Below are 22,831 nucleotides of genomic sequence, written 5' to 3' on the forward strand. Positions count from 1 at the left end.
ATGGGGAGGTTCGGCTCTCACCGATGCTGCCCCCGGTTGCGGACGCCAACGAAAGTCACCCCAACAGCCTCGGGTTCACCACCTGGCCGTCCTTGGTCAGCCGGATCGCGTCGCCGATCTCGGCGTCGAGCACCGGGCGCTTGGCTTCCTTGTCCCAGAAGGCCGAGAGGAAATTGAACAGGTTGCGCGCATAGAGCGCCGAGGCGTCGGCGGCGAGGCGGCTTGGCATGTTGCGATGGCCGACGATCCGCACCCCGTGGCGCTCGACCACCTCGCCCGGCACCGACCCTTCCACATTGCCGCCCTGTTCGACCGCGAGATCGACGATCACCGAACCCGGGCGCATCGAGGCGATCTGCGCGTCGCTCACCAGCCGCGGCGCCGCGCGGCCGGGGATCAGCGCGGTCGTGATCACGATGTCCTGCTTGGCGATGTGCGACGAGACCAACTCGGCCTGCGCCGCCTGATATTCGGCCGACATCTCGGTCGCATAGCCGCCGCTGCCCTCGCCCTCGATCCCCGCCACCTTCTCGACGAAGATCGGCTTGGCGCCGAGCGAGAGGATCTGCTCCTTGGTCGCGGCGCGCACGTCGGTGGCGGAGATCTGCGCGCCGAGCCGCCGCGCGGTCGCGATCGCCTGCAGCCCGGCGACGCCCACCCCCATCACGAACACGCGCGCGGCCGAGACCGTGCCCGCCGCGGTCATCATCATCGGGAATGCGCGGCCATATTCGGCCGCCGCGTCGAGCACCGCCTTATAGCCCGCGAGGTTCGCCTGGCTGGAAAGCACGTCCATTGACTGGGCGCGGGTGATGCGCGGCATGAACTCCATCGCCAGCGCCTCGAACCCCGCCGCCGCATAGGCGTCGACCCGGCCGCGCTCGCCGAACGGGTTGAGGATCGCCGCCAGCCACGCGCCGGGCTTGGCGCCGGCAAGGCTCGCCGGATCAGGCCCCTGCACGCCGAGCACGATATCGGCGTCCGCCAACACCCCCGCCCGGTCGGCGATCGTCGCTCCCGCCTCGGCATAGGCGGCGTCGGCGATCGCCGCGCCATCGCCCGCGCCCGCTTCCACCGCCAGCGTCGCGCCGAGCTGGCCAAGCTTCTTCACCGTCTCCGGGGTCGCGGCGACTCTGCGCTCCCCAACGACTTGCTCCTTGAGGACCGCGATTTTCATGGGGCTCAGCGCCAGGCGAGAATGGCGGCGACGAGCAGGCCGGCGACGACGCCGACCGCGCCGCCGACCTTCAGCAGCGTCAGCACCTTGTCGTACGTCGCGCGGTTGGTCTGGATGTCGCCATTGCCGGCCATGATCGCTCCTCGAAATCCAAATTCACGCAAACCTTAACCGCGGCTTGCGCGCCCGCCAAGTCCCCTGGGCCTTAAGCCGGCTTTTACCCCAGCCGCGCTACGCCACTGCCCTGATTTTGGACAGTGGGGACAGGCATGACGCGCAGTGGCCAGCGGATGCTGATGCTGATCGACGATGAGCCGGCGCAGCGCCGCCTCATCGCCGCGCTCGCCGCGCGTGGGGGCTGGCGGACGATCTTCGCGGGCGACGCCGAAACCGCGATCGCCACGCTCGGCACGCAGGACGGAATGCTGCTCGACGCGATCCTGCTCGATCATTGGGGCGCGGATGACGAAGCGGCGGCACTGATCGCCGAGCTGAAGGCACGTCGTCCGGCGCTGCCGCTGCTGGTGCTCACCGCCAATGGCTCGGTCGCGCACGCGGTGCAGGCGATGCGCGCCGGGGCGACCGATTTCCTGGTGAAGCCGCTCGCCCCCGAACGGCTGCTCGGCGCGCTGGAGGCGGCGGTACGCGCGCCCGACGCCGGCGAGCTGCGCCCGCTGACCGAGAAGATCGCCGCGCCGCTGGCGTTCGACGAGATCGTCGGCGCCGATCCGCAGTTCCGCGCCGCGCTCGCCATCGCCGCCAAGGCGGCGCGGGCGCGGGTCGCGGTGCTGATCGAGGGCGAGAGCGGGGTCGGCAAGGAAGTCGTCGCCAAGGCGATCCATGCCGCCTCCCCGCGCGCGCGCCAGCCGATGCTCTCGGTCAATTGCGGCGCGATCCCCGCCAATCTGGTCGAATCCGAGCTGTTCGGGCATGAGAAGGGCGCGTTCACCGGCGCGTTCGAGCGCAAGATCGGCCGCTTCGCCCAGGCCGATGGCTCGACGCTGTTCCTCGACGAGATCGGCGAGATGCCGCTCGACGCGCAGGTGAAGCTACTCCGCGTGATCGAGACCGGCGAGGTGTTCCCGATCGGCGCGCGCCACCCGCGCGAGGTGGACGTGCGGATCATCGCCGCGACCAACAAGCGCCTCGCCGACGAAGTCGAAGCCGGCAATTTCCGCGAGGATCTCTATTACCGGCTCAACATCGTCCAGGTGACGATCCCCCCCTTGCGCGAGCGCACCGGCGACATTCCCGCGCTCGCCCGCCATCTGCTCGCGCGGATCGCGCAACAGCCGGGCCTGCGCCCGATCGGCATCACCGAGGAGGCGCTCCACCTGCTGCTGCGCTATGATTGGCCGGGCAATGTCCGCCAGCTGCAGAACGCTTTGTTCCGCGCGGCGGTGCTGTGCGACGACGCCGCGCTCACCACCGCCGACTTCCCGCAGATCGCCGCGATCGGCAACCGCCGCCCGGGCGAGGCGGTGAGCACGCCCGCGAGCGGCGGAGTGACGCTGTTCCGCTCGGACGGCAATCTGCGGCCGCTGGAGGAAATCGAGGCCGATGTGATCCGCCTGGCGATCGGCCATTATCGCGGCCGGATGACCGAGGTCGCGCGCCGGCTGGGGATCGGCCGCTCGACGCTGTACCGCAAGCTGGGCGAGCTTGGGATCGATACGGCGGCGTGAGCGGCGCTTAAGGCCGACGCTGCATCGACGAGCGTTTCTTCTCCTGATCGGCTTGCACGGGTACGCCAAGTTCGGTGCGAAGCGCGTCGCTGATCAGCGTGCGGTCATACGGATCTTGGGTGACGGTGCCCGCCGCGGGCGACTTATACTGCGTGCCATAGATTTGGGGCTGCTCGATCGTCATGAGGTAGCGATCGAGCGTCGCCGCCGCGATCCAGCTTGCCGCATGATTGCCCTTTGTCATCGCGACCATCGCCAGCGTGTGCGCGAGCAGATAGTCGCCTGGCTTGTCGCCGTGCTGAAAAATGAAGGCGGCGCGTTCATAGTCTTGGCCGGTGTGGAGCGCGCCAGCCTTGAGCAGCGCTTCGGTCCGCGCCTTGCGCGCCTTGTCTTCGGCGATCATCTTTTGGAAGTAAGCGGGCGTTACATCCTTGGGGATGTTCGCGCGCACGGCCTGATCGGCTTCATAAATCTGCGCCATCTCGGCATTGTCGGTAAGTTGCTGTGCCGAAGCGGGTGCGGCGAACGTCAGCAACAGCGCGGCAAGATACTTCATCGCCACCCCTCCAAAAAGCGCGCGACATTCGCGCCCAGCGCCTCGATCGCATAGCCGCCCTCCATCAGCAGCACGCTCGGCCAGCCGGCGGCGGCGATGTCGCGCGCGAGGATCGCGTAATCCCCGGTCGTCAGCTTGAAATGGCTGATCGGATCGCCCTCCCAGGTGTCCGCGCCGAAGCTCACCACCAGCAGGTCGGGACCGAAGCGTGCGATCGCCTCCAGCGCCCGCGCCTGCGCGCGGCGGAAAGCGTCGAGCCTGGTCCCCTGCGGCAGCGGCAGGTTGAGCGTCGCGCCTTCGCCCTCCCCCGCGCCGCGCTCATCGGCATGGCCCCAGTAGAAAGGGTAATCGGTCGCCGGATCGGCATGGAGCGAGGCGTAGAACACGTCGCCGCGCGTCCAGAAAATGTCCTGGGTGCCGTTGCCGTGGTGATAATCGATGTCGAGCACCGCGACCCGCGCCTTCCCGCCCGCGCGTGCGGCTTCGGCGACCACGGCGGCGGCGTTCAGATAGGAATAGCCACCCAGATAATCCGCCCCGGCATGATGGCCGGGCGGGCGGCAGAGCCCGAAGGCTGCGCGCTCCCCGCCGAGCACCGCGTGAAGCGCGGCGAGCGCCGATTGGCAGCTCCAATAGGCCGCCTCCCACGTCTCGCGCGCGAGCGGGGTCGAGGCGTCGAAGCTGTAGCGGCCGACCAGCGCGTCGATCCGCGACAGCGTCAGCGGGCGTCGTCCGACCACCGGCCAGACATAGCCGATCACATCGCCCGGCCGCCCCGCCTCGGCCCAAAGCGTGGGCGCGGTGCGCAGGAAATCGAGATAATCGGGGGTGTGGACCGCCGCGATCGGCGCGAGCCCGAAATCGGCGGGCGCCGCGCCGCCACCGATCGCCGTCAGGATCGCCTCGGCGCGGCGCGGCGCTTCAGCATAGGCGGTGAAGCCGCCATTATGGAGTTCCTGGGCCGGCGCGTGCGCCAATTGGCGCGGATCGAAAAAGGTTCGCATCACCCGGTTTTGCGGGGCGGCACCGCGAAGCGCAAGACGAGGAAGCCCGCCAGCCCGGCGGCGAGCGAGCCGATCAGCACGCCGAGCTTCACCTGCTCGATAAGGGCCGGCTGCTCGAACGCCAGGCCGCCGATGAACAGGCTCATGGTGAAGCCGATCCCGGCGAGCAGGGCGATGCCGTATAGCTGGGTCCAGCTCGCCCCACCCGGGCGCCGCGCGAGCCCCAGCCCTTCGGCAAGCGCGATGCCGCCCAAAATCCCCAGTTGCTTGCCGAAGAACAGCCCGGCGGCGATCGCGACGACGAGCGGCGCCGCCCAGGAACCCGGCGGCAGCGCGCCGAGCGACACCCCGGCATTGGCGAAGGCGAACAGCGGGACGATGAAATAGGCGACGATCGGGCTCAGCGCATGTTCGAGGCGGTGGAGCGGCGAGCCATGCGCGTCGGGCGTGCCCTTGCTCCGCTCGAACGGCACGAAAGCGGCGGCGAGCACCCCGGCGACGGTCGCGTGGACGCCCGAGCGCAGCACCAGCCACCACAGCAGCGCGAACAGCAGCAGATAGGGCGAGAGCGCCCGCACCCCGCGCCCGTTGAGCGCCGCCATCAGCAGCAGCACCCCCGCCGCCGCCGCGAGCGCGGCGAAATCGAGCGCGCCGGTGTAGAACAGCGCGATGATCGCGACCGCGCCCATATCGTCGACGATCGCGACGGTCGTCAGGAACAATTTGAGCGCGGCGGGCACGCGGGGGCCGAGCAGCGCCATCACCCCGATCGCGAAGGCGATATCGGTCGCCGCCGGCACCGCCCATCCCCGCCCGAGCCCCGCCGTGCCGCCCGCGACCACCAGATAGACAAGCGCGGGCACCGCCATCCCCGCCGCGGCAACGATAATCGGCAAGACGCGGTCCGCCGGGCGGGTGAGCGCGCCATCGACCAGCTCGCGCTTGATCTCCAGCCCGACGAGCAGGAAAAACAGCGCCATCAGCGCGTCGTTGATCCACAGATGCACGGTCATCGGCCCCAGCGCCGGAGCGAGCACCGGCCCGGTCTCCAGATGGAGGAGCGCGTGATAGTCAGGCGCGGTCGTGGGCAGGTTGGCGACCAGCAGCGCCAGCGCGGCGGCCGCCATCAGCACCCCGCCGCCCGAGGCGCCGGTGGTGAGCAGCGCGCGTAGCGCCGAGCGCACCCGTTGCCGTCGATCCTGCCGCATTCACGCCTCCCAAGCGTTCAAAAGCCCGGAGGTCGAGAAAAGGTCAAGCGGAAGCGAATTGCACGGCACGCAATCCATGGTGCAACCGCCGCACATCGTCCGGTTTCGATTTAACCCCGCAACGACTCTGCTATAATCAGGGGCGTGCGATAGTCGCACGCTGGAACCCGAACGATGGATCGGGCACGGTGGATCGGAAGAGCGGCGCTCGCCGTGCTTCTGCTCTGGCTGATGCTCTTCGCCGCCCCCGCTTTGTTCAACGCGCATGACACGCCGCGGCTGATCGCCGCGGTGCTGATCGCGGTGGCGGCGGGGGCGGCGATGATCCGGCTGGCGGTGGCGGCGCTGACGCACGTTTCGCCGCCGCCGGACGGGCGCGGCTCTCATGGAGATGATGATGGCTTATGGTGATGGCTCGGCCTTTCGCCCGAGCGTCGGCGCGCAGGCGCGCCGCGTGTTGCTCGCCGTGTTTCTGGTCATCCTGTTGATCTTGATGGCGCTGTTCACCTTCGCGCGGGTGCAGCCGGGCTATGTCGGCATCCGCGTGAACAATATCGGCACCGGCGCCGGCGTCTCGCCCGAGCCGCTCTCGGTCGGCTGGTATTTCGCGCCGCCGGGCACGAACATCTATGAATATCCCATCTACACGCGCACCTACACCTGGACCAAATCGACCACCGAGCAATCGCCGCTCGATGAAAGCTTCGCCTTCCAGGACAAGAACGGGCTGGGCCTGTCGGCCGATGTCGCGGTCGCCTACCATGTCGATTCGAGCCGCGCGCCGATCCTGTTCCAGCGCTATCGATCGAACATGGACGCGATCATCGCGGGGCCGTTGCGCAACGCGATCCGCAACGCGATCGTCGAGCGCGCCGCGCAACTGGGCGTCGAGGAGATTTACGGCCCGCGCAAGAGCGAGCTGATCCAGACCGCGCTGCGCCGGGTGCAGGAATATTTCGCGCCGGTGGGGCTGCAGGTCGAGCAGCTATACTGGGCGGGCAATATCGTCGTGCCCGATGCGGTGCTGCAGCAGATCAACGCCAAGATCGCGAACGAGCAGGCCGCACTCGCCGCGCAAGCCAATGTCGCGACCGCGCGCGCCGATGCCGAGGCACGGGTCGCGCGCGCCGAGGGCGATGCCAAGGCGATCCAGGTCGAGGCGGAGGCGATCCGCACCAACCCGGAAATCGTCAAGCTGCGCGCGGTGGAGAAGTGGGACGGCAAGCTGCCCACTTATTCGGGCGCCGGGCCGCTGCCCTTCCTCGACGTGAAGTGACCGGCGAGGGTGGGGGCGGCGGCGGTGCGCGCTGCCCCTACCCACCCCAACCCAGTTTCGGGTAAGCAGTCCCCCGGACTGCTTAGGTCATGCCGGGGGCATGACCGACCCGAAACTGGGCTGGGGGTGGGTCGAAGCCTTGGCGCGACGAATATCTACCGCGCCAACGCCTCGGCGATCAGCGCGCGGCTGTTCGCCACCCCATAGAGCGCGATGAAGCTGCCCATGCGCGGGCCTTGCGACGATCCGAGCAGCGTTTCGTAAAGCGCCTTGAACCAGTCGCGCAGCCGTTCCTTGCCGAACTGCGCCTTGCCGATTTCGTACACCTCGTTCTGGATCGCCTCTGCATCGGCGCCATCGAGCCCCGCGAGCGCGGCATCGAGCGCGGCGAGCGCGGTCGCTTCCTCGGGCGTCGGCGCGCGGCGCTGGAGCGTCGGCGCGACGAAATCGCGATTATAGGCGAGCGCCTTGTCGATCAGCGTGTCGAGCGCGGGGTAAGCCTCGGGCGTCGCGTCGGCCACATAGTTGCGCAAATAAGCCCAAACCTGCTCGCGCGTCGCCCCGGCGCCCATCACCCCCACCAGATTGAGCAGCAGCCCGAAAGTGACGGGCAGCGCCTCCGCCGGCGGGGGGCCGTTGTGGATGTGGTGGACCGGATTGCCGAGCTTCTGCTCGATCGGCTGATCGGCATAGGCCGCGCGAAACTGCCAATAATCGTCCACCGCGCGGGGGATGACGCCCATGTGCAGCGCCTTGGCCTTTTTGGGTTCGCGATAGATGTAGAAGGCCAAGCTCTCGTCCGAGCCATAGGTCAGCCATTGTTCCAGGCTGAGGCCATTGCCCTTGGACTTGGAGATCTTCTCGCCCTTTTCGTCGAGGAACATCTCGTAGTTGAAGCCCTCGGGCGGCTGGCTGCCGAGCACGCGCGCGATCTTGCCCGACTGGATCACCGAATCGATCAAGTCCTTGCCCGCCATCTCGTAATCGACGCCGAGCGCGACCCAGCGCATCGCCCAATCGACCTTCCACTGCATCTTGGCGCCGCCGGAAAGGATCGAATGGGTGATCCGCTCGCCCTCATCATCAAAGGCGACGAGGCCCGCCTCGGCGTCGATCACCTCGACCGGCACCTGCAGGACGATGCCGGACTTGGGGCTGATGGGGAGGACGGGCGAATAGGTCGCGCGCCGCTCCGGCCCGAGCGTCGGGAGCATCACCCCCATGATCGCGTCATAATGGCGCAGGATGCTCTTCAGCGCTTCGTCGAAGCGGCCGGCGGTATAGTAATCGGTCGAGCTGGCGAACTCGTATTCGAAGCCGAAGCGATCGAGGAAGTCGCGCAGCATCGCGTTATTGTGATGGGCGAAGCTCTCATGCTTCTCGAACGGATCGGGCACCTTGGTCAGCGGGTGGCCGAGATAGCGCGCCAGCATCTCGCGGTTGGGCACATTGTCGGGCACCTTGCGAAGCCCGTCCATATCGTCGCTGAACGCGATCAGCCGGGTGGGCGCGCCGGTCAGCGCTTCATAGGCGCGCCGCACCATCGTCGTGCGCAGCACTTCGTTGAAGGTGCCGATATGCGGGAGGCCAGAGGGGCCATAGCCGGTTTCGAACAGCACCGGGTCGGCCTTGCCTTGCGGATAGCGTTTCAGCAGCTTGCGGGCTTCCTCGAACGGCCAGGCCTTGGACTCGAGCGCGGCGGCGCGCAGGGTATCGGGATCGGTCATAACGCCACAGGCTCTGCCGCGCCCGCGCGCCGGGCGCAACCATTTGCCGCTTGTATGTGTTGGAGCGGTTATATAACTAATGAGTTATGGACCATCGACTCGACCGGCAATTCGCGGCGCTCGCCGACCCGACGCGGCGGGCGATCCTCGCGCGCCTGGCGCAGGGCGAGGCGACCGTGGGCGAGCTGGCGCGGCCATTCGGCATCAGCCAGCCGGCGATCTCGCGGCACCTGAAAGTGCTGGAGGCGGCGGGGCTGATCGAAGGCGCGCGCGCGGCGCAGGCGCGCCCCCGGCGGTTGAAGGCGGAAGGGCTGGCCGAGGCGCGCGCGTGGATCGACGGCCTCGCCAGCTTCTGGAACGACAATTTCGATCGGCTCGACGCACTGCTCGGCCAACAGGAAGGACCCCCGGCATGACGACCCCGCGCTTCACCATCACCCGCCACTTCGCCGCGCCGCGCGAGCGCGTCTGGGCCGCCTGGACCCAGCCCGAGCAATTGGCGCGGTGGTTCGGGCCGAAGGGCAGCGCGGGGACGATCCTGGCCTTCGATCCGCGCCCCGGTGGCGAATGGCGCGGACGGATGGAGACGCCCGATGGCGCCACCATGTTCAGCAAGTTCGTGTTCCGCGAGGTGACGCCGCCCAGCCGGCTGGTGTGGGTCCACGGCTTCGCCGACGCAGCGGGCAACCGCATCCGCGCGCCCTTCGCCGCGCAATTCCCGCTCGAACTGCTGACGACGGTCGATTTCGCCGAGGACGGCGCGGGCACCCGCATCACGCTCGCCTGGGAGCCGCTCGACGCTAGCCCCGAGGAGGAAGCGTTCTTCGCCAGCATGATGGCGTCGATGGAAGGCGGCTGGAGCGGCAGCTTCGAGCAGCTCGACGCGCTTCTCGTTTAGAGCGGGGTCGAGGCGCTTACCGTGTCGATGAAGGCGATCCCGTCATATTGGGTGGCGAGCGTGGTGGGGCGGTAGGTGCGGGTGTCGTTCTCGGGCTCATAGCCGCCCCCGATCGCGCGCAGACCGAGCTGGGCGGCCGCTCGTTCGCGCCAGCCGGGCAGCCGCTCGAGCTGGGGCAGCGTGACGAAATAAGCCTTGCCGAGCGCGGCCAACGCGACATCGAGTGATCCATCGCGGGCCGGGCCAAGGGTGTTGACGATCACCCCCTTGACCCCCTGGCGCTGCGCTCGCGCCTCGCCGTCGCGAAACGCCGTGCCCAGCGCGAAATAGCCGGCGCCGAGCGCATCGCCTAGCACCCCACCGAGCAGCTTCACGCCCGAAAATTCATGCGTTTCGCGGTTGATATGGCCGTTATGCGCCCACACCGCCACCTGGCCGGTTGTCTGCTTGGCCTCGGCGAGGATGCGCTGCGCGCCGAACGCGTCGCGCTGGGCATAGGCGGCTTCGAAGCTCGGCTGCTTGAACAGCGCGAAGGCGTTGTCGATCGCGTCGAACAGCCGCGCGCGGGCGGCGACGGCAGGCGCGCCGAGCGCCGCCTCAAGCGCCGGCCGCGCGGCCTGGAATGCCGCCCTCGCCGGTGCCACCGCCGCCACGAAGGCGCTCGCGGTCGCCGGGTTATAGGCCTGGATCGGCCTGGGATTGGCGGCGAGTTCGGTGAACGGGGCGGGGAAAGCGACCGCCACTTTTGCCCGATCGCACAGCGCGACGATCGCCGCCGCGTCGGCGCCCGGCGTTTGCACGTCATAGCCGAACAGCGCGATGCGCCGCGCCGCCGGCCGGCTCTGGTTGATGCGCCGGATCAGCTCGATCAGCGCCGTCATCTCGGCGGTGGCGACGGTAAAGTTGCCGGTTGCCTTCAGCAACGGCGCGATCGCGTCCGGCCGCCCTTCGCGCACGATTTCGTCGAGCGGCAGCATCGCCGCGCCGCCAATTTCGAAGCCGATCGCGCTCAACCGTCCGGCTTGGGCGAGCGCGGTGATGAAGCTGGTCTTCAATTCGAAGATTTCGTGCGATCCATGCGTCGCCTCGCCCAGGCCGATCACCCGCGCGGCGCGCGTCGCCGCCAGGAAAGCGCGCGCGCCGGGCGCGGTCGGCGGGAAATCCGCGCCGGGCAGCGGGCTGACGCCAGCGCTCGCCGCTCGCAGCGTGCCGGGCCAGAACGCCGCCGCTGCCATGCCCCCCAAAACGCCCCGCCGCGATGGATTGATGCGCATGTCCGGTTGCCCTTTCGTTCTTATTTGATCATGGCAGTCAGGTGTCGGCGAAAATGCCCTATCCCGCGCTTCACGCAAGCCATGGCGGCATTTGGATCGCGCATGAAGGTGATACCCGCCCGGTATCCCGCGCCGAGGCGATCCGGCGCGCGGGCGATACGCCGATGATCCTGCTCAATGCGCCGCTTATCGCGCAGCGGCTGGGTTATGCCGAGCTGTCGGGGCTCGACGTGCTCGAGCTGTTCGCGTTCCTGCACCCGGCGCGCTTCATGGTGCCGACGCCCAAGGGGCTCGCCGCCGTGGCCGGGCTTGCCGCGCCGGCGCGCGATGCCGATGTGCCCGCGCTGTTGATCGCCGCCGCCGAGGCGCTGATCGCGCGGATCGACGGCGATTGGCCCGAGCGCGAGGGGGCGTGGGGCGCGCTTCAGGCGCTGGCGCGGTTGCGCTGGCCCTGGGCGGCGGCGCTCGCGGCGCACATCCCCCGCCCGCCCGCGCACGAGCCCTTCCTGTTCGCGCGCCTGCCCGAATGGGAGGAAGCCGCGCCGCGCCCCGCGCCGCGCACCGTGACCATCGCGCCCGAGGCGGCGGTCGAGCGGCTGGCGCGGCTCACCGGCGCCGGCGCGGAGCAGCGCCCCGGCCAGCGCGCTTATGCCGAGGCGGCGAGCACCGCCTTCGCGCCAAGGGTCGCGCGCGAGGCGCCCAATCTGGTGCTGGCGGAGGCGGGGACGGGGATCGGCAAGACGCTTGGCTATCTCGCCCCGGCGTCGCTCTGGGCGGAACAGGCCGGCGGGGCGGTGTGGGTCTCCACCTTCACCAAGGCGCTGCAACGCCAGCTGGGGCACGAGACCGCGCGGCTGTTCCCCGATGCCGTGCAGCGCCGGGCGCGCGTCGTCACCCGCAAGGGACGCGAGAACTACGCCTGTCTGCTCAATCTGGAGGATGCGCTGCAGGGCGGGTTCCAGGGGCGCGCGGCGGTCCTCGCGCAGCTCGTCGCGCGCTGGGCGGGGTACACCGCCGATGGCGACATGGTCGGCGGCGACCTGCCCGGTTGGCTGCCAACCCTCTTCCGTCGCAACGGCGCCCCCGCGCTCACCGATCGGCGCGGCGAGTGCGTCTATGCCGGCTGCCCGCATTACCGCAAATGCTTCATCGAACGCGCCGCGCGTGCCTCGGCCAATGCCGACATCGTCATCGCCAACCACGCGCTGGTGATGGTCAACGCCGCGCGGGGGCGCGAAGTGGCGACGCGGCCGACGCGCTATGTGTTCGACGAGGGCCACCACCTGTTCGACGCCGCCGACGCGATGTTCGGCGCGTCGCTCTCGGGCGCGGAGACGATCGAGCTGCGCCGCTGGGTGCTTGGGCCGGAGGCCAATGCACGGGGGCGCCGCCGGGGGCTTTCGGCGCGGCTGTCCGATGTCGCGAGCTATGACGCGGGCGGGGCCGAGGCGATCGCCGCCGCCGCCGATGCCGCGCGCGCGCTGCCGAGCGACGGTTGGCTGGCGCGACTGGCGGAGGGCCAGCCCTTTGGCCCGGTCGAGGCGCTGCTCGCGGCGGTGCGCGGCCTCGTTTATGCGCGCGACACAGGCGCCGAGGACGCGGGCTATGCCCTGGAGACCGAACTCGCCGAGCCCGACGCCGCACTGATCGAGGCCGCCGGCCCCGCCGCGCGCGCGCTCGCCGAGCTCCACCGCCCGCTGGTCGCGCTCGGCCGGCGGCTGGAGGCGGTGCTCGATGAAGCGCCGGACTGGCTCGATGCGCCCGCGCGGGCGCGGATCGAGGGCGCGATCGCCTCGCTCGGCTGGCGCGCGGAAACGGTGAGCGCGTGGCTCGCGCTGGTCGCGCGGATCGGCGGCCCGGCCGACCCCGATTTCGTCGATTGGCTCGGCGTCGATCGGGTCGAGGGGCGCGAGTATGACATCGGCCTCCACCGCCGCTGGCTCGATCCCACGCGCCCCTTCGCCGAGATCGTGCTGAAGCCCGCCCAGGGCGCGCTGATCACCTCGGCCACGCTACGCGCCGGCGGCGATTGGGCGGTGGCGGAGGCGCGCGTCGGCGCGCCGCACCTGCCGCGCCCGGCCGAACGGTTCGAGGCCGAAAGCCCGTTCGATTACGCCGAGGCCGCGCAGGTGCTGATCGTCACCGATGTGAAGAAGGGCGATGGTGCCGCGCTCGCCAATGCCTATGCCCAGCTGATCCTGGCGGCGCGGGGCGGAACGCTGGGGCTGTTCACCGCGATTCGCCGGCTGCGCGGCGTTCATGCCCGCATCGCCGATCGCCTCGCGCGCGAGGGATTGCCGCTCTACGCGCAGCACGTCGATCCGATCGACACCGGCACGCTGGTCGACATGTTCCGCGACGAGCCGCACGCCTCGCTGCTCGGCACCGATGCCCTGCGCGACGGGGTCGATGTGCCCGGCCATTCGCTGCGGCTGGTGGTGCTGGAGGGCGTGCCCTGGGCCAAGCCGAGCGTGGTTCACGCCGCGCGCCGCCTGGCGAATGGCGGCAGCGCCTATGACGATCGCCTCGTCCGCGCGCGGCTCGCCCAGGCGTTCGGGCGGCTGATTCGCCGCGCCGACGATCGCGGGACGTTCGTGCTGCTCTCCCCCGCGGTGCCGAGCCGGCTGCTCGGCGCGTTCCCGGCGGGCGTGCCGATCGCGCGGGTGACGCTGGAGGAGGCGGTCGCGCGGGTATCGCTTTCCACGCGCGCGCCGCTGGTGCATGAGGCGGCCGAGCAACCAAGCGAGCGGCGATGAAACATCTGTTCCTGCTGCGCCACGCCAAGTCGGGCTATAGCGACGATATTCCGCGCGACTTCGATCGCCCGCTGAACGCGCGGGGCGAGCGCGCGGCGGAGACGATCGGCCGCTATTGCCGGCGCGAGCGGCTGGCGTTCGACGCGGCGATCGCCTCCGACGCGGTGCGCTGCGTGCAGACCGTTGCCGGGGTCGAGTCGGGGCTGGGGGCGGCGCTCGGCGTCCAGTGGCAGCGCGGGCTTTATCTCGCCTCGGCGGCGACGCTGCTGGAGGCGGTGCAGGCTCTGCCCGGGGCGGCGAGCCACGCGCTGCTGGTGGGGCATAATCCGGGGCTTGAGGATCTGATCTTCGATCTGGTGCCCGAAGGCGATCCGCTGCGCGACCAGGTCTATGAGAAATTCCCCACCGCCGCGCTCGCCGAGCTGGTGGCGGAGGGCGGCTGGAGCGATTTCGGGGCGGCGGCGGCGCCGGGCGCGGTGCGGCTGACCCGCTTCGTGCGCCCGCGCGATCTCGACCCCAGCCTGGGGCCGGACGGGGATTAACGCCCGCCGCGCGGCTGGCCCCCGCGCCGAACAACCGCTATACCCGCCCCATGTCGCTTATCCTCGCCGCCACGCTGTCGACGCTGGCGATGATCCTGATCGTCGCGGTGCGCTATCTGATGGTCAGCGGTGCCTTCGCCTTCGCGACGCGGCTGCGCCACCCTGGGCTCTACCACGGCCTCGACAAGCAGATCGTCCGCGAGATCCGCTGGAGCCTGATGAGCGCCGCGATCTATGGCGTGCCCGCCGGCGTCGTGGCCTGGGGCTGGCGCAACCAGGGCTGGACGCTGATCTATGAGCGGCCGGGCGACTATCCGCTCTGGTATCTGCCGCTGTCGATTTTCCTCTATCTCTTCGCCCACGACACCTGGTTCTACTGGACCCATCGCTGGATGCACCAGCCGCGCTGGTTCCGCCTGGCACACGCCGTCCACCATGCCAGCCGCCCGCCGACCGCCTGGGCGGCGATGGCGTTCCACCCGATCGAGGCACTGACTGGCGCAATCGTGATTCCACTACTGGTGTTTATCGTGCCCATTCATGTCGCGGCGCTTGGTTTCGTGCTATTGGTGATGACGGTGATGGGGGTCACCAACCATATGGGGTGGGAAATTTTCCCCGCGTTCATGTGGCGGGGGCCATTGGGAGCATGGTTGATCACGGCGAGCCATCACCAGCGGCATCATGAGGAGTATCGGGGGAATTATGGCCTCTATTTCCGGTTTTGGGACCGGCTGTGCGGCACCGACCGCGGGGTCGGTCGCTTCGCGCCGCGCAAGGCGCCTGGTGGCGGGTGCGGGCCTGCTGGCGAGCCTGATGGGGGCGAGCCCGGTCGCCTCGCTCCAGGTCACGGTCGATAGCCTGCGCTCGACCAAGGGCGAGCTGCGGGTGTGCCTCACGGCCGATCCGCGGAACTTCCCCGCCTGTGTCGACGATGCCCGCGCGGTGACGCGCACCGTGCCCGCCGCCGAGCGGGGCCTGCGCTTCGAGGGGCTGCCGCCCGGCCATTACGCGGTAGCGGTGATCCACGACGCGAACGGCAACGCCAAGCTCGACACCTTCATGGGCATCCCGAAGGAAGGCTTCGGCTTTTCGCGCAACCCGGCGATCGGCTTCGGCCCGCCCAAATTCACCGCCGCCGCGTTCGATCTGGGCGCGGAGGGGAGCGTGCAGCCGGTGAAGATGCGGTATCTGCTGTAGGTTTTGGTTCACGCGGGAGGCGAATGCCCGCGAGACGTGGCCCAACCAAGCCCTCTCCCCTTCAGGGGAGAGGGTTGGGAGAGGGGGACCGAGGCGTGCCGCTGCCCCTAGCTTCCCCTACACCCCACCCCTTCCTCTGGAGGGGAGCGGGCTTTTTCTCGCCCCGCCCTGCCGCGTGAACGCTATACTTCCGACCCGCCCCACGCTAAACACGCCGCTTCCCCGGGGGGCCGCGCCGAAGCGGCTGAGAGGCGGCTGAGGCCGCGACCCGCTGAACCTGATCCGGTTGAGACCGGCGGAGGGAGGGAGCGTCCACGCCCTCACTCCGTAAAGCGAAGGAGTGAGCCTCATGGCGGACATCAACGCGCGCACCGAAATCGGCGTGACCACCGGGCCGATCCGGGGCAGTCGCAAGGTGCATCTCCCCGCGCCGGGCAGCCACGGCGTTCGCGTCGCGATGCGCGAGATCCTGCTCGAACCCGGCTCGGGCGAGCCGCCGCTGCGGGTGTATGACACCAGCGGCCCCTATACCGACCCCGATGTCCTGATCGACATTTCCGCCGGGCTCGCCCCCTTGCGCCGCGATTGGATTCTCGCGCGCGGCGATGTCGAGGATTATCAGGGCCGCGCCGTCCGCCCCGAGGATAATGGCCAGCTCGGCCCCGATCGTTCGGGCGGGGTGCCGCAATTCCCCCACACCGTCCGCCGCCCCTTGCGCGCCAAGCCCGGCGCCAATGTCAGCCAGATGCACTATGCGCGGGCGGGGATCATCACCCCCGAGATGGAATATGTCGCCGCCCGCGAAAATCTGGGGCGCGAGATCGCGCGCGAGGCGCTGCTGCGCGACGGCGAAAGCTTCGGCGCGGAAATCCCTGATTATGTAACCCCCGAATTCGTCCGTGACGAAGTGGCGCGCGGCCGGGCGATCATCCCCGCCAATATCAACCACCCGGAAAGCGAGCCGATGGCGATCGGCCGCAATTTCCTCGTCAAGATCAACGCCAATATCGGCAATTCGGCGGTCGCGAGCGACGTGGCGAGCGAAGTCGACAAGATGGTGTGGGCGATCCGCTGGGGCGCCGATACGGTGATGGACCTTTCCACCGGGCGCAACATTCACGACACGCGCGAGTGGATTCTGCGCAATTCCCCCGTGCCGATCGGCACCGTGCCGATCTATCAGGCGCTGGAGAAAGTCGGCGGCATCGCCGAGGAGCTGAGCTGGGAAATCTTCCGCGACACGCTGATCGAACAGGCCGAGCAGGGCGTCGACTATTTCACCATCCACGCGGGCGTGCGCCTGCCCTACATCCCGATGACCGCCAAGCGCGTGACCGGCATCGTCAGCCGGGGCGGCTCGATCATGGCGAAATGGTGCCTGGCGCACCACCGCGAGAATTTCCTCTACACGAACTTCGAGGAAATCTGCGCGATCATGAAGGCGTATGACATTTCGTTCAGCCTGGGCGATGGCCTGCGCCCCGGCTCGATCGCCGACGCCAATGACGAGGCGCAGTTCGCCGAGCTTTATACCTTGGGCGAGCTGACCAAGATCGCCTGGAACCATGACGTGCAGGTGATGATCGAAGGCCCCGGCCATGTGCCGATGCACAAGATCAAGGCCAATATGGACAAGCAGCTCGCCGCCTGCAGCGAGGCGCCCTTCTACACGCTCGGGCCGCTCACCACCGATATCGCGCCGGGCTATGACCATATCACCAGCGGCATTGGTGCGGCGATGATCGGCTGGTTCGGCACGGCGATGCTCTGCTACGTCACCCCCAAGGAGCATCTGGGGCTGCCCGACCGCGACGATGTGAAGGTGGGTGTGGTGACGTATAAGCTCGCCGCGCACGCCGCCGATCTGGCGAAGGGCCACCCGGCGGCGCGGCTGCGCGACGATGCGCTTTCGCGCGCGCGCTTCGAATTCCGCTGGCGCGATCAGTTCAACCTCTCGCTCGATCCCGACACCGCCGAGCGCTATCACGATCAGACGCTGCCGGCCGAAGGCGCCAAGACCGCGCATTTCTGCTCGATGTGCGGCCCCAAATTCTGCTCGATGAAAATCACCCAGGAGGTTCGAGAATTCGCAGCCGGCAGGGCTGCGAATAGCGGCCATCCGGGGGATGGACGCGATCTCGAACCTCGCGAGTTCGCGGCGAAGCAGAATGAAAGCGCCGACAGCTTCATCGCCGCCACCCCGCCCGAACTGACGCCCGAATCCGCCGAGGCCGGCATGGCCGAAATGAGCCGCGTCTATGACGCGATGGGCCGCGAGCTGTATCTCGGCGCCGGCGGAAGGGAGCGTGACTGACACCCCCGCCGTCGCGCGGGCGCTCGCCGAGCAGGGCTATGTCGTGCTCGCGGGCGCGGTGCCGGCGGATTGGCTGCCGGGGCTGCGCGCGGCGTTCGAGGCGGGGGTGGTGCCGTCCGACGCCTGGCCGGTGCCGCGCGGGGCCGACTGGCGCCACGCGATGGTCGATCTCGACCCGCTGGTGCGCGCGGCGTGCCGTCTGCCCACGCTGATCGCCGCCGCGCGCCGCCTGCTCGCCGAGCCCTTCTTCCTGGCGCAGGTGGAGGGCCGCGCGCCGTGCCCCGGCAACGCCCCGCAACCGCTTCACCGCGACGCGGCGGGGATGGCGGGGCGGATCGTCAACGCGATGATCTGGCTCGACCGCTATGACGCCGCCAACGGCGCGACGTGCGTCGTGCCCGGCTCGCACCGCGCGGCTGCGGGCGATGGCGGCACGCCGATCACGCTGGCGGGCGAGGCCGGCGATATTCTGGTGTTCGATCCCGACCTGCTTCACGGCGCGACGACCAACCATGACGGCGCCCCCCGCCGCGCGCTGCTGCTGCTCTACGCCGCGCAAAGCCTGAGGGCAGCGCAGCGCGCGACCGAACGGCTGCGCGGGGTGCGCATGGCGACGGAGGAGGTGTTCGGGAGATGAGGCGACGATGCGCTCCGCCGTCGCCCCGTCGCCCCATCCCGGCGCGCGGCGGGCGCGGCCGATCGCTGGTTCGGCCGATGGGGAAAGGCGGATGGTGGGTCCGCCGGGATTCGAACCCGGGACCTCTCGATTAAAAGTCGCTTGCTCTACCGACTGAGCTACGGACCCACGCGGCCCCGCACATAGCCGCTTCGCGCGCCAGTGCAAGGGCGGGCGAGCTGGCGGACGGTGCGCCCGCTGACCGGATCGCGCCAATCGGGGGCGATCGCGGCGAGCGGGCCGAGCACGAAGTCGCGGGTGCGCCACGCCGGATGCGGGATCACCAGCCCTGGCGAGACCCACGCGCCGCCCGACCACAGGATCAGGTCGAGATCGAGCACCCGCGCCCCCCAGCGTCGTCCGGGGCGGCGACCGAAGCGCGCCTCGATCGCCTTCAGCGCCGCCAGCACCGCATCGGGCGGGGCGGCGATCGCGACCAGCGCGGCGGCATTGGCGAAGCGCCGCGTGGACGGGCCGAGCGGGGCGGTCTCGACGATCGGCGACACCGCCCGCACCGCGCCCAGCTCGGCGAGCGCGGCCACCGCCGCCCGCAGCACCCCGCGCGGGCGTCCGGCGCGCCCAGACCGGTTCGAGCCGAGCGCGATCGCGTAGAGATAGGGCGCGCTTGGCACGGACATCGCCGCCGCCTATCGCAGCGGGCGTGACCATCTCAAGCCTTGAACCGCCGCGCGATTGCCCGCTCTGCCCGCGCCTCGCCGCGTTCCGCGCGCAATGCCGCGCCGAATTTCCCGATTGGTGGAACGCGCCGGTCCCCGCCTGGGGGGACGCCGAGGCGTGGCTCGCGGTGGTGGGACTCGCGCCCGGCAAGCACGGCGCCAACCGCACCGGGCGGCCGTTCACCGGCGATTATGCGGGCGAGCTGCTCTATGCGACGCTCGCCAAGTTCGGTCTGTCCCGGGGAAAGTTCGACGCGCGACCCGATGACGGTCTGGCGCTCAGCGGCGCGGTGATCCTCAACGCGGTCAAATGCCTGCCGCCCGAGAACAAGCCCGTCCCCGCCGAAATCCATGCCTGCCGCCCATTCCTGGAGGCGCAGCTGGCGGCGCTGCCGAAGCTGCGCGTGGTCGTCGCGCTAGGTCAGATCGCGCATCAATCGGCGGTGAAGGCGCTGGGCGGCAAGCTGCCCAAGGCCAAGTTCGCGCACGGCGCCGAGCATCGCCTGCCATCGGGGCTGGTGCTGATCGATAGCTATCATTGCAGCCGCTACAACCAGAATACCGGGCGGCTGAACGCGGCGATGTTCGAGGCGGTGTTCGCCCATGCGATCACCCATCGCCCGCCAGCGGCGTGACTTTGCGCGGGCGTCGCGCTAAAATCGGCGCGTAAAAGCGAAAGGTTAGCCCCTATGATCCTGCTGATCGCAGCACTCGCCGCGAACCCCACCCCGCCGCTGGTCGACAAGGGCAAATGCGCCCCCGCCCGCCTGGAGCGCGCCGGCACGCCGCGCCCGGCAAGGCCCGAGACACTCGACCGCCAGCCCGATGCCGAGCTGTATTTCACGGTGTGGCGCAGCGTCGACAATTGCCCCAAGCCGGTGAAGGTGCGCGAGGCGCGGGCGCGCTAGCCGCCCGGTAACCCCCGTCCCGGGGCTGAACACTTCGCTCCCGGTGAGCAGCCCAGCCCGGGCCACGCGCATGGCCCCCATCCCATCTTTCGTCTATGGCCGTGCCATAACCGGGGGGTGAGTCGATGAGTTTGGTTGGCCGCATTCAATGCCTGTTCGGCGTGCATCATCGCTCGCAGGGGCGGGCGAAGCCGGATGACGCGCGCGGCACCTATGTCAGCGTCTGTCGCCATTGTGGCGTTCCGATGGAGCGGCAGAACCGGCGCTGGGTGCGCATCAAGGGCTGAGTTCAAGGCGCCGCCGCGAGCGATTGCTGGCGTTCGATCGTGCCGAGCCGCACCGCGGGCCGATCCGGCCCAACCGAAACCTGCTCCGCCAGCACCCGCGCCCCGCGCGCCAGTTGCAGGCGATACTCGCCATAGCGAACGCGTTCGAAGCTGAAGAAGCCGTCGAACTCGGTGCGCAGCCGATAGGCGACCTGGCCCTTGGCATCGACCAGCTCGATCACTTCGCCGGCGGCCGCCCGCCCGTCGATCAGCAGCGTGCCGTCGACGGTGGAGGTGGCGGTGATGCCCAGCAGCACCGGCGTCACCAGTCCGGCGCGTGGCACCGCCGCCACGCCCTTGTCGCTCGGCAGCTGGAACGGATCGGGGATCGCGCTTTCGTCGAGCGAGACGCGCACCGGCAACGCGGGGCTGAGGCCGTCGATCAGGATCGCGGTTTCGCCGGGTTGGGGGTGTTTGGGCGGGGCGATCGGCACGTCGTTCACCAGCAGGCCCGGGGGTAGGGTGAAGGGCTCGTCGTCCTGGCGAAGGCCGTCGCCGTTCAGATCCTGGAACGCCATCACCGCGACCGCGCCGCTCGCTGCCTGCGCGGTCGAGCGGAAGCGGCCAAAGGCCCCGCGCGCGTCGCGCCCGATCCCGAATTGCAGCGACAGGCCGAGCGCGAAACCGCCCCGGCTATCGACCAAGCCATTGCCGCTGAGCGAGAAAGCGGCGAAGTCGCGCGTATAGCTCAGCCCCGCGCTGCTGAGCCCTTCATTGCCATTATGCGTGAGCGTCGCCTGCACCTCGTCATGCGAGCCAAGCGACCAGTTGGCGGCGGCGCTGGCGCCTTGCAGCCCCAGCCGCGGGGCGACCGCGAGATCGATCTCACCGCGCACGCGCACATGGCCCAGGCGACTGTTGAGCAGCAGCCCCGCCAACGCCTCTTCCCGGCTGTCGCCGCCGACGATGCTCTGCCGCTGCCAGCTGCCGATCAGGCTCGCCGAGAAGCGCCGCGTCGCGATCGAAACGCGCCCGCGCGCCGCGAGCAGATGCTCGCCGCGAGACTGGGTTTCGCGCAGATCGAACCGGATCGGCACGATCAGCCCGAAAGCCCGCACCGGCTTGTCGAGCGCGATCGCGGTGATCGCGTTTTGCTCGGGGTTGAGTCGCTCGCTCGCCAGGCCGAAATTGCGGATCGTCTCGATCGAGAAGTTGGTGCGCCACAGCTGGCCGAACAAATTGGCGCGATAGGCCTGGCCGCCGCTGGGGTTGGCGGCGACCTCGAGCTGGGCGAGCGTGCCGAATGGGCTGGCGCGCAAGCTTCCCTCCAACAGCGTTCGCGCCCCGTCGAACACCGGGATGCGGTGCGCGGCGAGCGCGATCGAGGTGCCGTGGCCGAGCCCCTGCTCGACGCCGAGATCGGCACGCCAGCCAAAGCGCCGCGCGTTGATCGCCGAGACGCGCGAGAATTCGATCAGATCGCGGCGATCCTCGACGATGTCGGCATAATACCAGGTCTCGCCGCCCACCGGCATTTGCGCGCCGATGTTATAGCTGCGCCGCTCGCGCCGGACCTGGCCTTGCGGGCCATAGGCCACGATCTCGAACGCGTTGACGCCGTAGCGGAGTTCGACATCGCGAAACTCGTAGCGCCCCAGCGTGCTCGCGGTTTCGCTGCGCAGCAATTCGCCGTTGCGATACAGCTCGACATCCCAGCCACGCGGCAGAACGCCGGTGAAATCGGTGGTGTCGAAACGGCTGGCGGTGCCGATCGGGCGGTTGGTGATCGCCGCGCCGCGCCCGGGCGTCGCCTGCACGCCAAGCGCGGTCGAGGGGCTGGCGACATCCCCGAGCGCGAATTCGGTCGCGTGCGCGGGGCCGAGCAGCTGCGCGGCGATATCGCTGCGATAGAGCCGCAGTCGCAGCGCCTGGGGCGCGCCGCTGGTGTCGGACGACAACCGTGCTTCGGCCGAGAACCAGGCGAGTTCGCCCGCGCCGAACAATTCATAGCGGGTCTCGCGCCGCAGGCCGTCGCCGCGATCCTGCACCGCGGCCGAGGCGATCACATCGAGCGACGGCATCCGCCATGCGCGATAGGGGAGCGCGACGCGCGGGAGGTCGGAAGCCTTGTCCTTGCCGCCGCGCAGCCGTTCGGCGGCGGCCGCGCGCTTGGCGGCGGCCTCGATCGGCAGCGCACCCTTGGCCGCGATGCCGAGGATCGCGTTGCTCGTATCGGGCGTGAAGGTCAGGCCGAGCCAGCGCCCGAGTTCGGGCGCGAGCACGCACCAGCCCGAGCGGCTTTCCCAGATGGTATCGGGCGTCAGCTTCGCATATTCGCCGGCGAAGCGGACCTCACCCTTGTCGCGATCAATCTCGACCCGGTGATTCTCGTCAAATGCCCAGCCCCGCGCGCCCCGCGCGCCCGGATCGATCGTGATCGCGATCTGCAGCGCGTCGAGCACGTCGCCGAAATCGAGGCATAACCCCGCGCTGGTGTTGAACGCGCGCACGCCGTGGCCGATCTGCAGCGAGCCGAGGCGCGCGTCGAATAACAAGGCGTCGTCGGGGTCGACCTTGTGCGTGCTTTGCTGCGCAGCAATCGGCGCAGCATGAAGCGCGAGCGCGGCGAGCAGCGCGCGGGCGGCGGCGAGCGCCGCGCGCCACCAACCCCCCGCGCGCGCCATCGT

The 22,831-nt window shown here is 69.7% G+C and carries 23 protein-coding genes, 1 tRNA gene and 1 riboswitch; of the genes, 14 read left to right on the forward strand and 10 right to left on the reverse strand.

The window, feature by feature from the left end:
- Positions 1-55: 55 nt before the first annotated feature.
- Both K2X73_RS01240 and K2X73_RS01245 read right to left on the reverse strand, forming a co-directional pair.
- On the reverse strand, positions 56-1,177 hold the full coding sequence (locus K2X73_RS01240; protein WP_294107813.1) for an NAD(P) transhydrogenase subunit alpha: 1,122 nt from the start codon (positions 1,175-1,177) through the stop codon (positions 56-58).
- Between the two features lie 5 nt (positions 1,178-1,182).
- Positions 1,183-1,311 carry a hypothetical protein gene (locus K2X73_RS01245; RefSeq protein ID WP_294107815.1) on the reverse strand — a complete coding sequence of 43 codons (129 nt, stop codon included), beginning with the start codon at positions 1,309-1,311 and terminating at the stop codon, positions 1,183-1,185.
- Positions 1,312-1,446: 135 nt separating this feature from the next.
- Between K2X73_RS01245 and K2X73_RS01250 the strand changes: the two genes are divergently transcribed.
- Complete coding sequence (locus tag K2X73_RS01250) at positions 1,447-2,862, forward strand: sigma-54 dependent transcriptional regulator (protein ID WP_294107817.1); 1,416 nt, start codon at positions 1,447-1,449, stop codon at positions 2,860-2,862.
- A gap of 7 nt (positions 2,863-2,869) precedes the next feature.
- Here K2X73_RS01250 and K2X73_RS01255 read toward each other — a convergent pair whose 3' ends face one another.
- Genes K2X73_RS01255 through nhaA form a run of 3 tightly spaced genes read right to left on the reverse strand, consistent with a single transcriptional unit; the run spans position 2,870 to position 5,630 of the window.
- The gene (locus K2X73_RS01255; protein ID WP_294107819.1) at positions 2,870-3,418 is read right to left on the reverse strand and encodes a hypothetical protein; all 549 of its coding nucleotides are present in this window, start codon (positions 3,416-3,418) and stop codon (positions 2,870-2,872) included.
- The gene (locus K2X73_RS01260; RefSeq protein ID WP_294107821.1) at positions 3,415-4,422 is read right to left on the reverse strand and encodes a histone deacetylase family protein; all 1,008 of its coding nucleotides are present in this window, start codon (positions 4,420-4,422) and stop codon (positions 3,415-3,417) included. Before K2X73_RS01260 ends, K2X73_RS01255 begins: the two co-directional genes overlap by 4 nt.
- Positions 4,422-5,630, reverse strand: a complete 1,209-nt coding sequence (nhaA, locus tag K2X73_RS01265; protein WP_294107823.1) for a Na+/H+ antiporter NhaA — start codon at positions 5,628-5,630, stop codon at positions 4,422-4,424. Before nhaA ends, K2X73_RS01260 begins: the two co-directional genes overlap by 1 nt.
- A 213-nt stretch (positions 5,631-5,843) precedes the next feature.
- Here nhaA and K2X73_RS01270 point away from each other — a divergent pair, with 213 nt between their 5' ends.
- Positions 5,844-6,041: a hypothetical protein gene (locus K2X73_RS01270; RefSeq protein ID WP_294107826.1), complete on the forward strand. Its 198-nt coding sequence runs from the start codon at positions 5,844-5,846 to the stop codon at positions 6,039-6,041.
- Positions 6,028-6,906, forward strand: a complete 879-nt coding sequence (locus K2X73_RS01275; protein ID WP_294107828.1) for an SPFH domain-containing protein — start codon at positions 6,028-6,030, stop codon at positions 6,904-6,906. Before K2X73_RS01270 ends, K2X73_RS01275 begins: the two co-directional genes overlap by 14 nt.
- A 155-nt stretch (positions 6,907-7,061) precedes the next feature.
- Here the strand turns inward: K2X73_RS01275 and K2X73_RS01280 are convergent, their stop codons facing one another.
- Complete coding sequence (locus tag K2X73_RS01280) at positions 7,062-8,633, reverse strand: lysine--tRNA ligase (RefSeq protein ID WP_294107831.1); 1,572 nt, start codon at positions 8,631-8,633, stop codon at positions 7,062-7,064.
- An 86-nt stretch (positions 8,634-8,719) separates the two neighbouring features.
- On the opposite strand from K2X73_RS01280, the gene K2X73_RS01285 reads away from it, so the two are divergent.
- Positions 8,720-9,049, forward strand: coding sequence for a metalloregulator ArsR/SmtB family transcription factor (locus tag K2X73_RS01285; protein ID WP_294107833.1), 330 nt, complete (start codon positions 8,720-8,722; stop codon positions 9,047-9,049).
- Positions 9,046-9,531 (forward strand): SRPBCC domain-containing protein, encoded by a 486-nt coding sequence (locus tag K2X73_RS01290; RefSeq protein ID WP_294107835.1) that lies wholly within the window; start codon positions 9,046-9,048, stop codon positions 9,529-9,531. The genes K2X73_RS01285 and K2X73_RS01290 overlap by 4 nt, the downstream gene beginning before the upstream one ends.
- Here K2X73_RS01290 and K2X73_RS01295 read toward each other — a convergent pair.
- Positions 9,528-10,805 (reverse strand): erythromycin esterase family protein, encoded by a 1,278-nt coding sequence (locus K2X73_RS01295; protein WP_294107837.1) that lies wholly within the window; start codon positions 10,803-10,805, stop codon positions 9,528-9,530. The two genes, K2X73_RS01290 and K2X73_RS01295, sit on opposite strands and share 4 nt — an antisense overlap.
- A 53-nt stretch (positions 10,806-10,858) precedes the next feature.
- Here K2X73_RS01295 and K2X73_RS01300 point away from each other — a divergent pair, with 53 nt between their 5' ends.
- The 6 genes from K2X73_RS01300 (at position 10,859) to K2X73_RS01325 (ending at position 18,254) form a co-directional block, all read left to right on the forward strand.
- Positions 10,859-13,561, forward strand: coding sequence for an ATP-dependent DNA helicase (locus tag K2X73_RS01300; RefSeq protein WP_294107840.1), 2,703 nt, complete (start codon positions 10,859-10,861; stop codon positions 13,559-13,561).
- Positions 13,558-14,103: a histidine phosphatase family protein gene (locus K2X73_RS01305; protein ID WP_294107842.1), complete on the forward strand. Its 546-nt coding sequence runs from the start codon at positions 13,558-13,560 to the stop codon at positions 14,101-14,103. Before K2X73_RS01300 ends, K2X73_RS01305 begins: the two co-directional genes overlap by 4 nt.
- A 50-nt stretch (positions 14,104-14,153) precedes the next feature.
- A complete protein-coding gene (locus tag K2X73_RS01310) occupies positions 14,154-14,963 on the forward strand; it encodes a sterol desaturase family protein (RefSeq protein WP_294107844.1) in 810 nt (269 codons plus the stop codon).
- On the forward strand, positions 14,890-15,303 hold the full coding sequence (locus K2X73_RS01315) for a DUF2141 domain-containing protein (RefSeq protein WP_365980163.1): 414 nt from the start codon (positions 14,890-14,892) through the stop codon (positions 15,301-15,303). The genes K2X73_RS01310 and K2X73_RS01315 overlap by 74 nt, the downstream gene beginning before the upstream one ends.
- Before the next feature lie 213 nt (positions 15,304-15,516).
- Positions 15,517-15,624: riboswitch (TPP riboswitch) on the forward strand.
- Between the two features lie 28 nt (positions 15,625-15,652).
- A complete protein-coding gene (gene thiC / locus K2X73_RS01320; RefSeq protein ID WP_294107846.1) occupies positions 15,653-17,617 on the forward strand; it encodes a phosphomethylpyrimidine synthase ThiC in 1,965 nt (654 codons plus the stop codon).
- The gene (locus tag K2X73_RS01325) at positions 17,610-18,254 is read left to right on the forward strand and encodes a phytanoyl-CoA dioxygenase family protein (RefSeq protein ID WP_294107848.1); all 645 of its coding nucleotides are present in this window, start codon (positions 17,610-17,612) and stop codon (positions 18,252-18,254) included. Before thiC ends, K2X73_RS01325 begins: the two co-directional genes overlap by 8 nt.
- A 92-nt stretch (positions 18,255-18,346) precedes the next feature.
- Here the strand turns inward: K2X73_RS01325 and K2X73_RS01330 are convergent.
- Positions 18,347-18,422: transfer RNA gene (locus K2X73_RS01330), tRNA-Lys, on the reverse strand.
- Entirely contained in the window at positions 18,413-18,931 is a 519-nt protein-coding gene (gene folK / locus K2X73_RS01335; protein WP_294107850.1) for a 2-amino-4-hydroxy-6-hydroxymethyldihydropteridine diphosphokinase, read from the reverse strand. The genes K2X73_RS01330 and folK overlap by 10 nt, the downstream gene beginning before the upstream one ends.
- 23 nt (positions 18,932-18,954) lie before the next feature.
- On the opposite strand from folK, the gene K2X73_RS01340 reads away from it, so the two are divergent.
- From K2X73_RS01340 to K2X73_RS01350, 3 genes are all read left to right on the forward strand, one after another.
- The gene (locus tag K2X73_RS01340; RefSeq protein ID WP_294107851.1) at positions 18,955-19,605 is read left to right on the forward strand and encodes a uracil-DNA glycosylase; all 651 of its coding nucleotides are present in this window, start codon (positions 18,955-18,957) and stop codon (positions 19,603-19,605) included.
- Positions 19,606-19,659: 54 nt separating this feature from the next.
- Positions 19,660-19,878: a hypothetical protein gene (locus tag K2X73_RS01345; protein WP_294107852.1), complete on the forward strand. Its 219-nt coding sequence runs from the start codon at positions 19,660-19,662 to the stop codon at positions 19,876-19,878.
- Between the two features lie 125 nt (positions 19,879-20,003).
- The gene (locus tag K2X73_RS01350) at positions 20,004-20,165 is read left to right on the forward strand and encodes a hypothetical protein (RefSeq protein WP_294107854.1); all 162 of its coding nucleotides are present in this window, start codon (positions 20,004-20,006) and stop codon (positions 20,163-20,165) included.
- Between the two features lie 2 nt (positions 20,166-20,167).
- Here K2X73_RS01350 and K2X73_RS01355 read toward each other — a convergent pair whose 3' ends face one another.
- A complete protein-coding gene (locus tag K2X73_RS01355; RefSeq protein ID WP_294107856.1) occupies positions 20,168-22,828 on the reverse strand; it encodes a carboxypeptidase regulatory-like domain-containing protein in 2,661 nt (886 codons plus the stop codon).
- Between the last annotated feature and the right edge of the window lie 3 nt (positions 22,829-22,831).

This window comes from Sphingomonas sp., from assembly GCF_019746665.1.
GTDB lineage: Bacteria > Pseudomonadota > Alphaproteobacteria > Sphingomonadales > Sphingomonadaceae > Sphingomonas.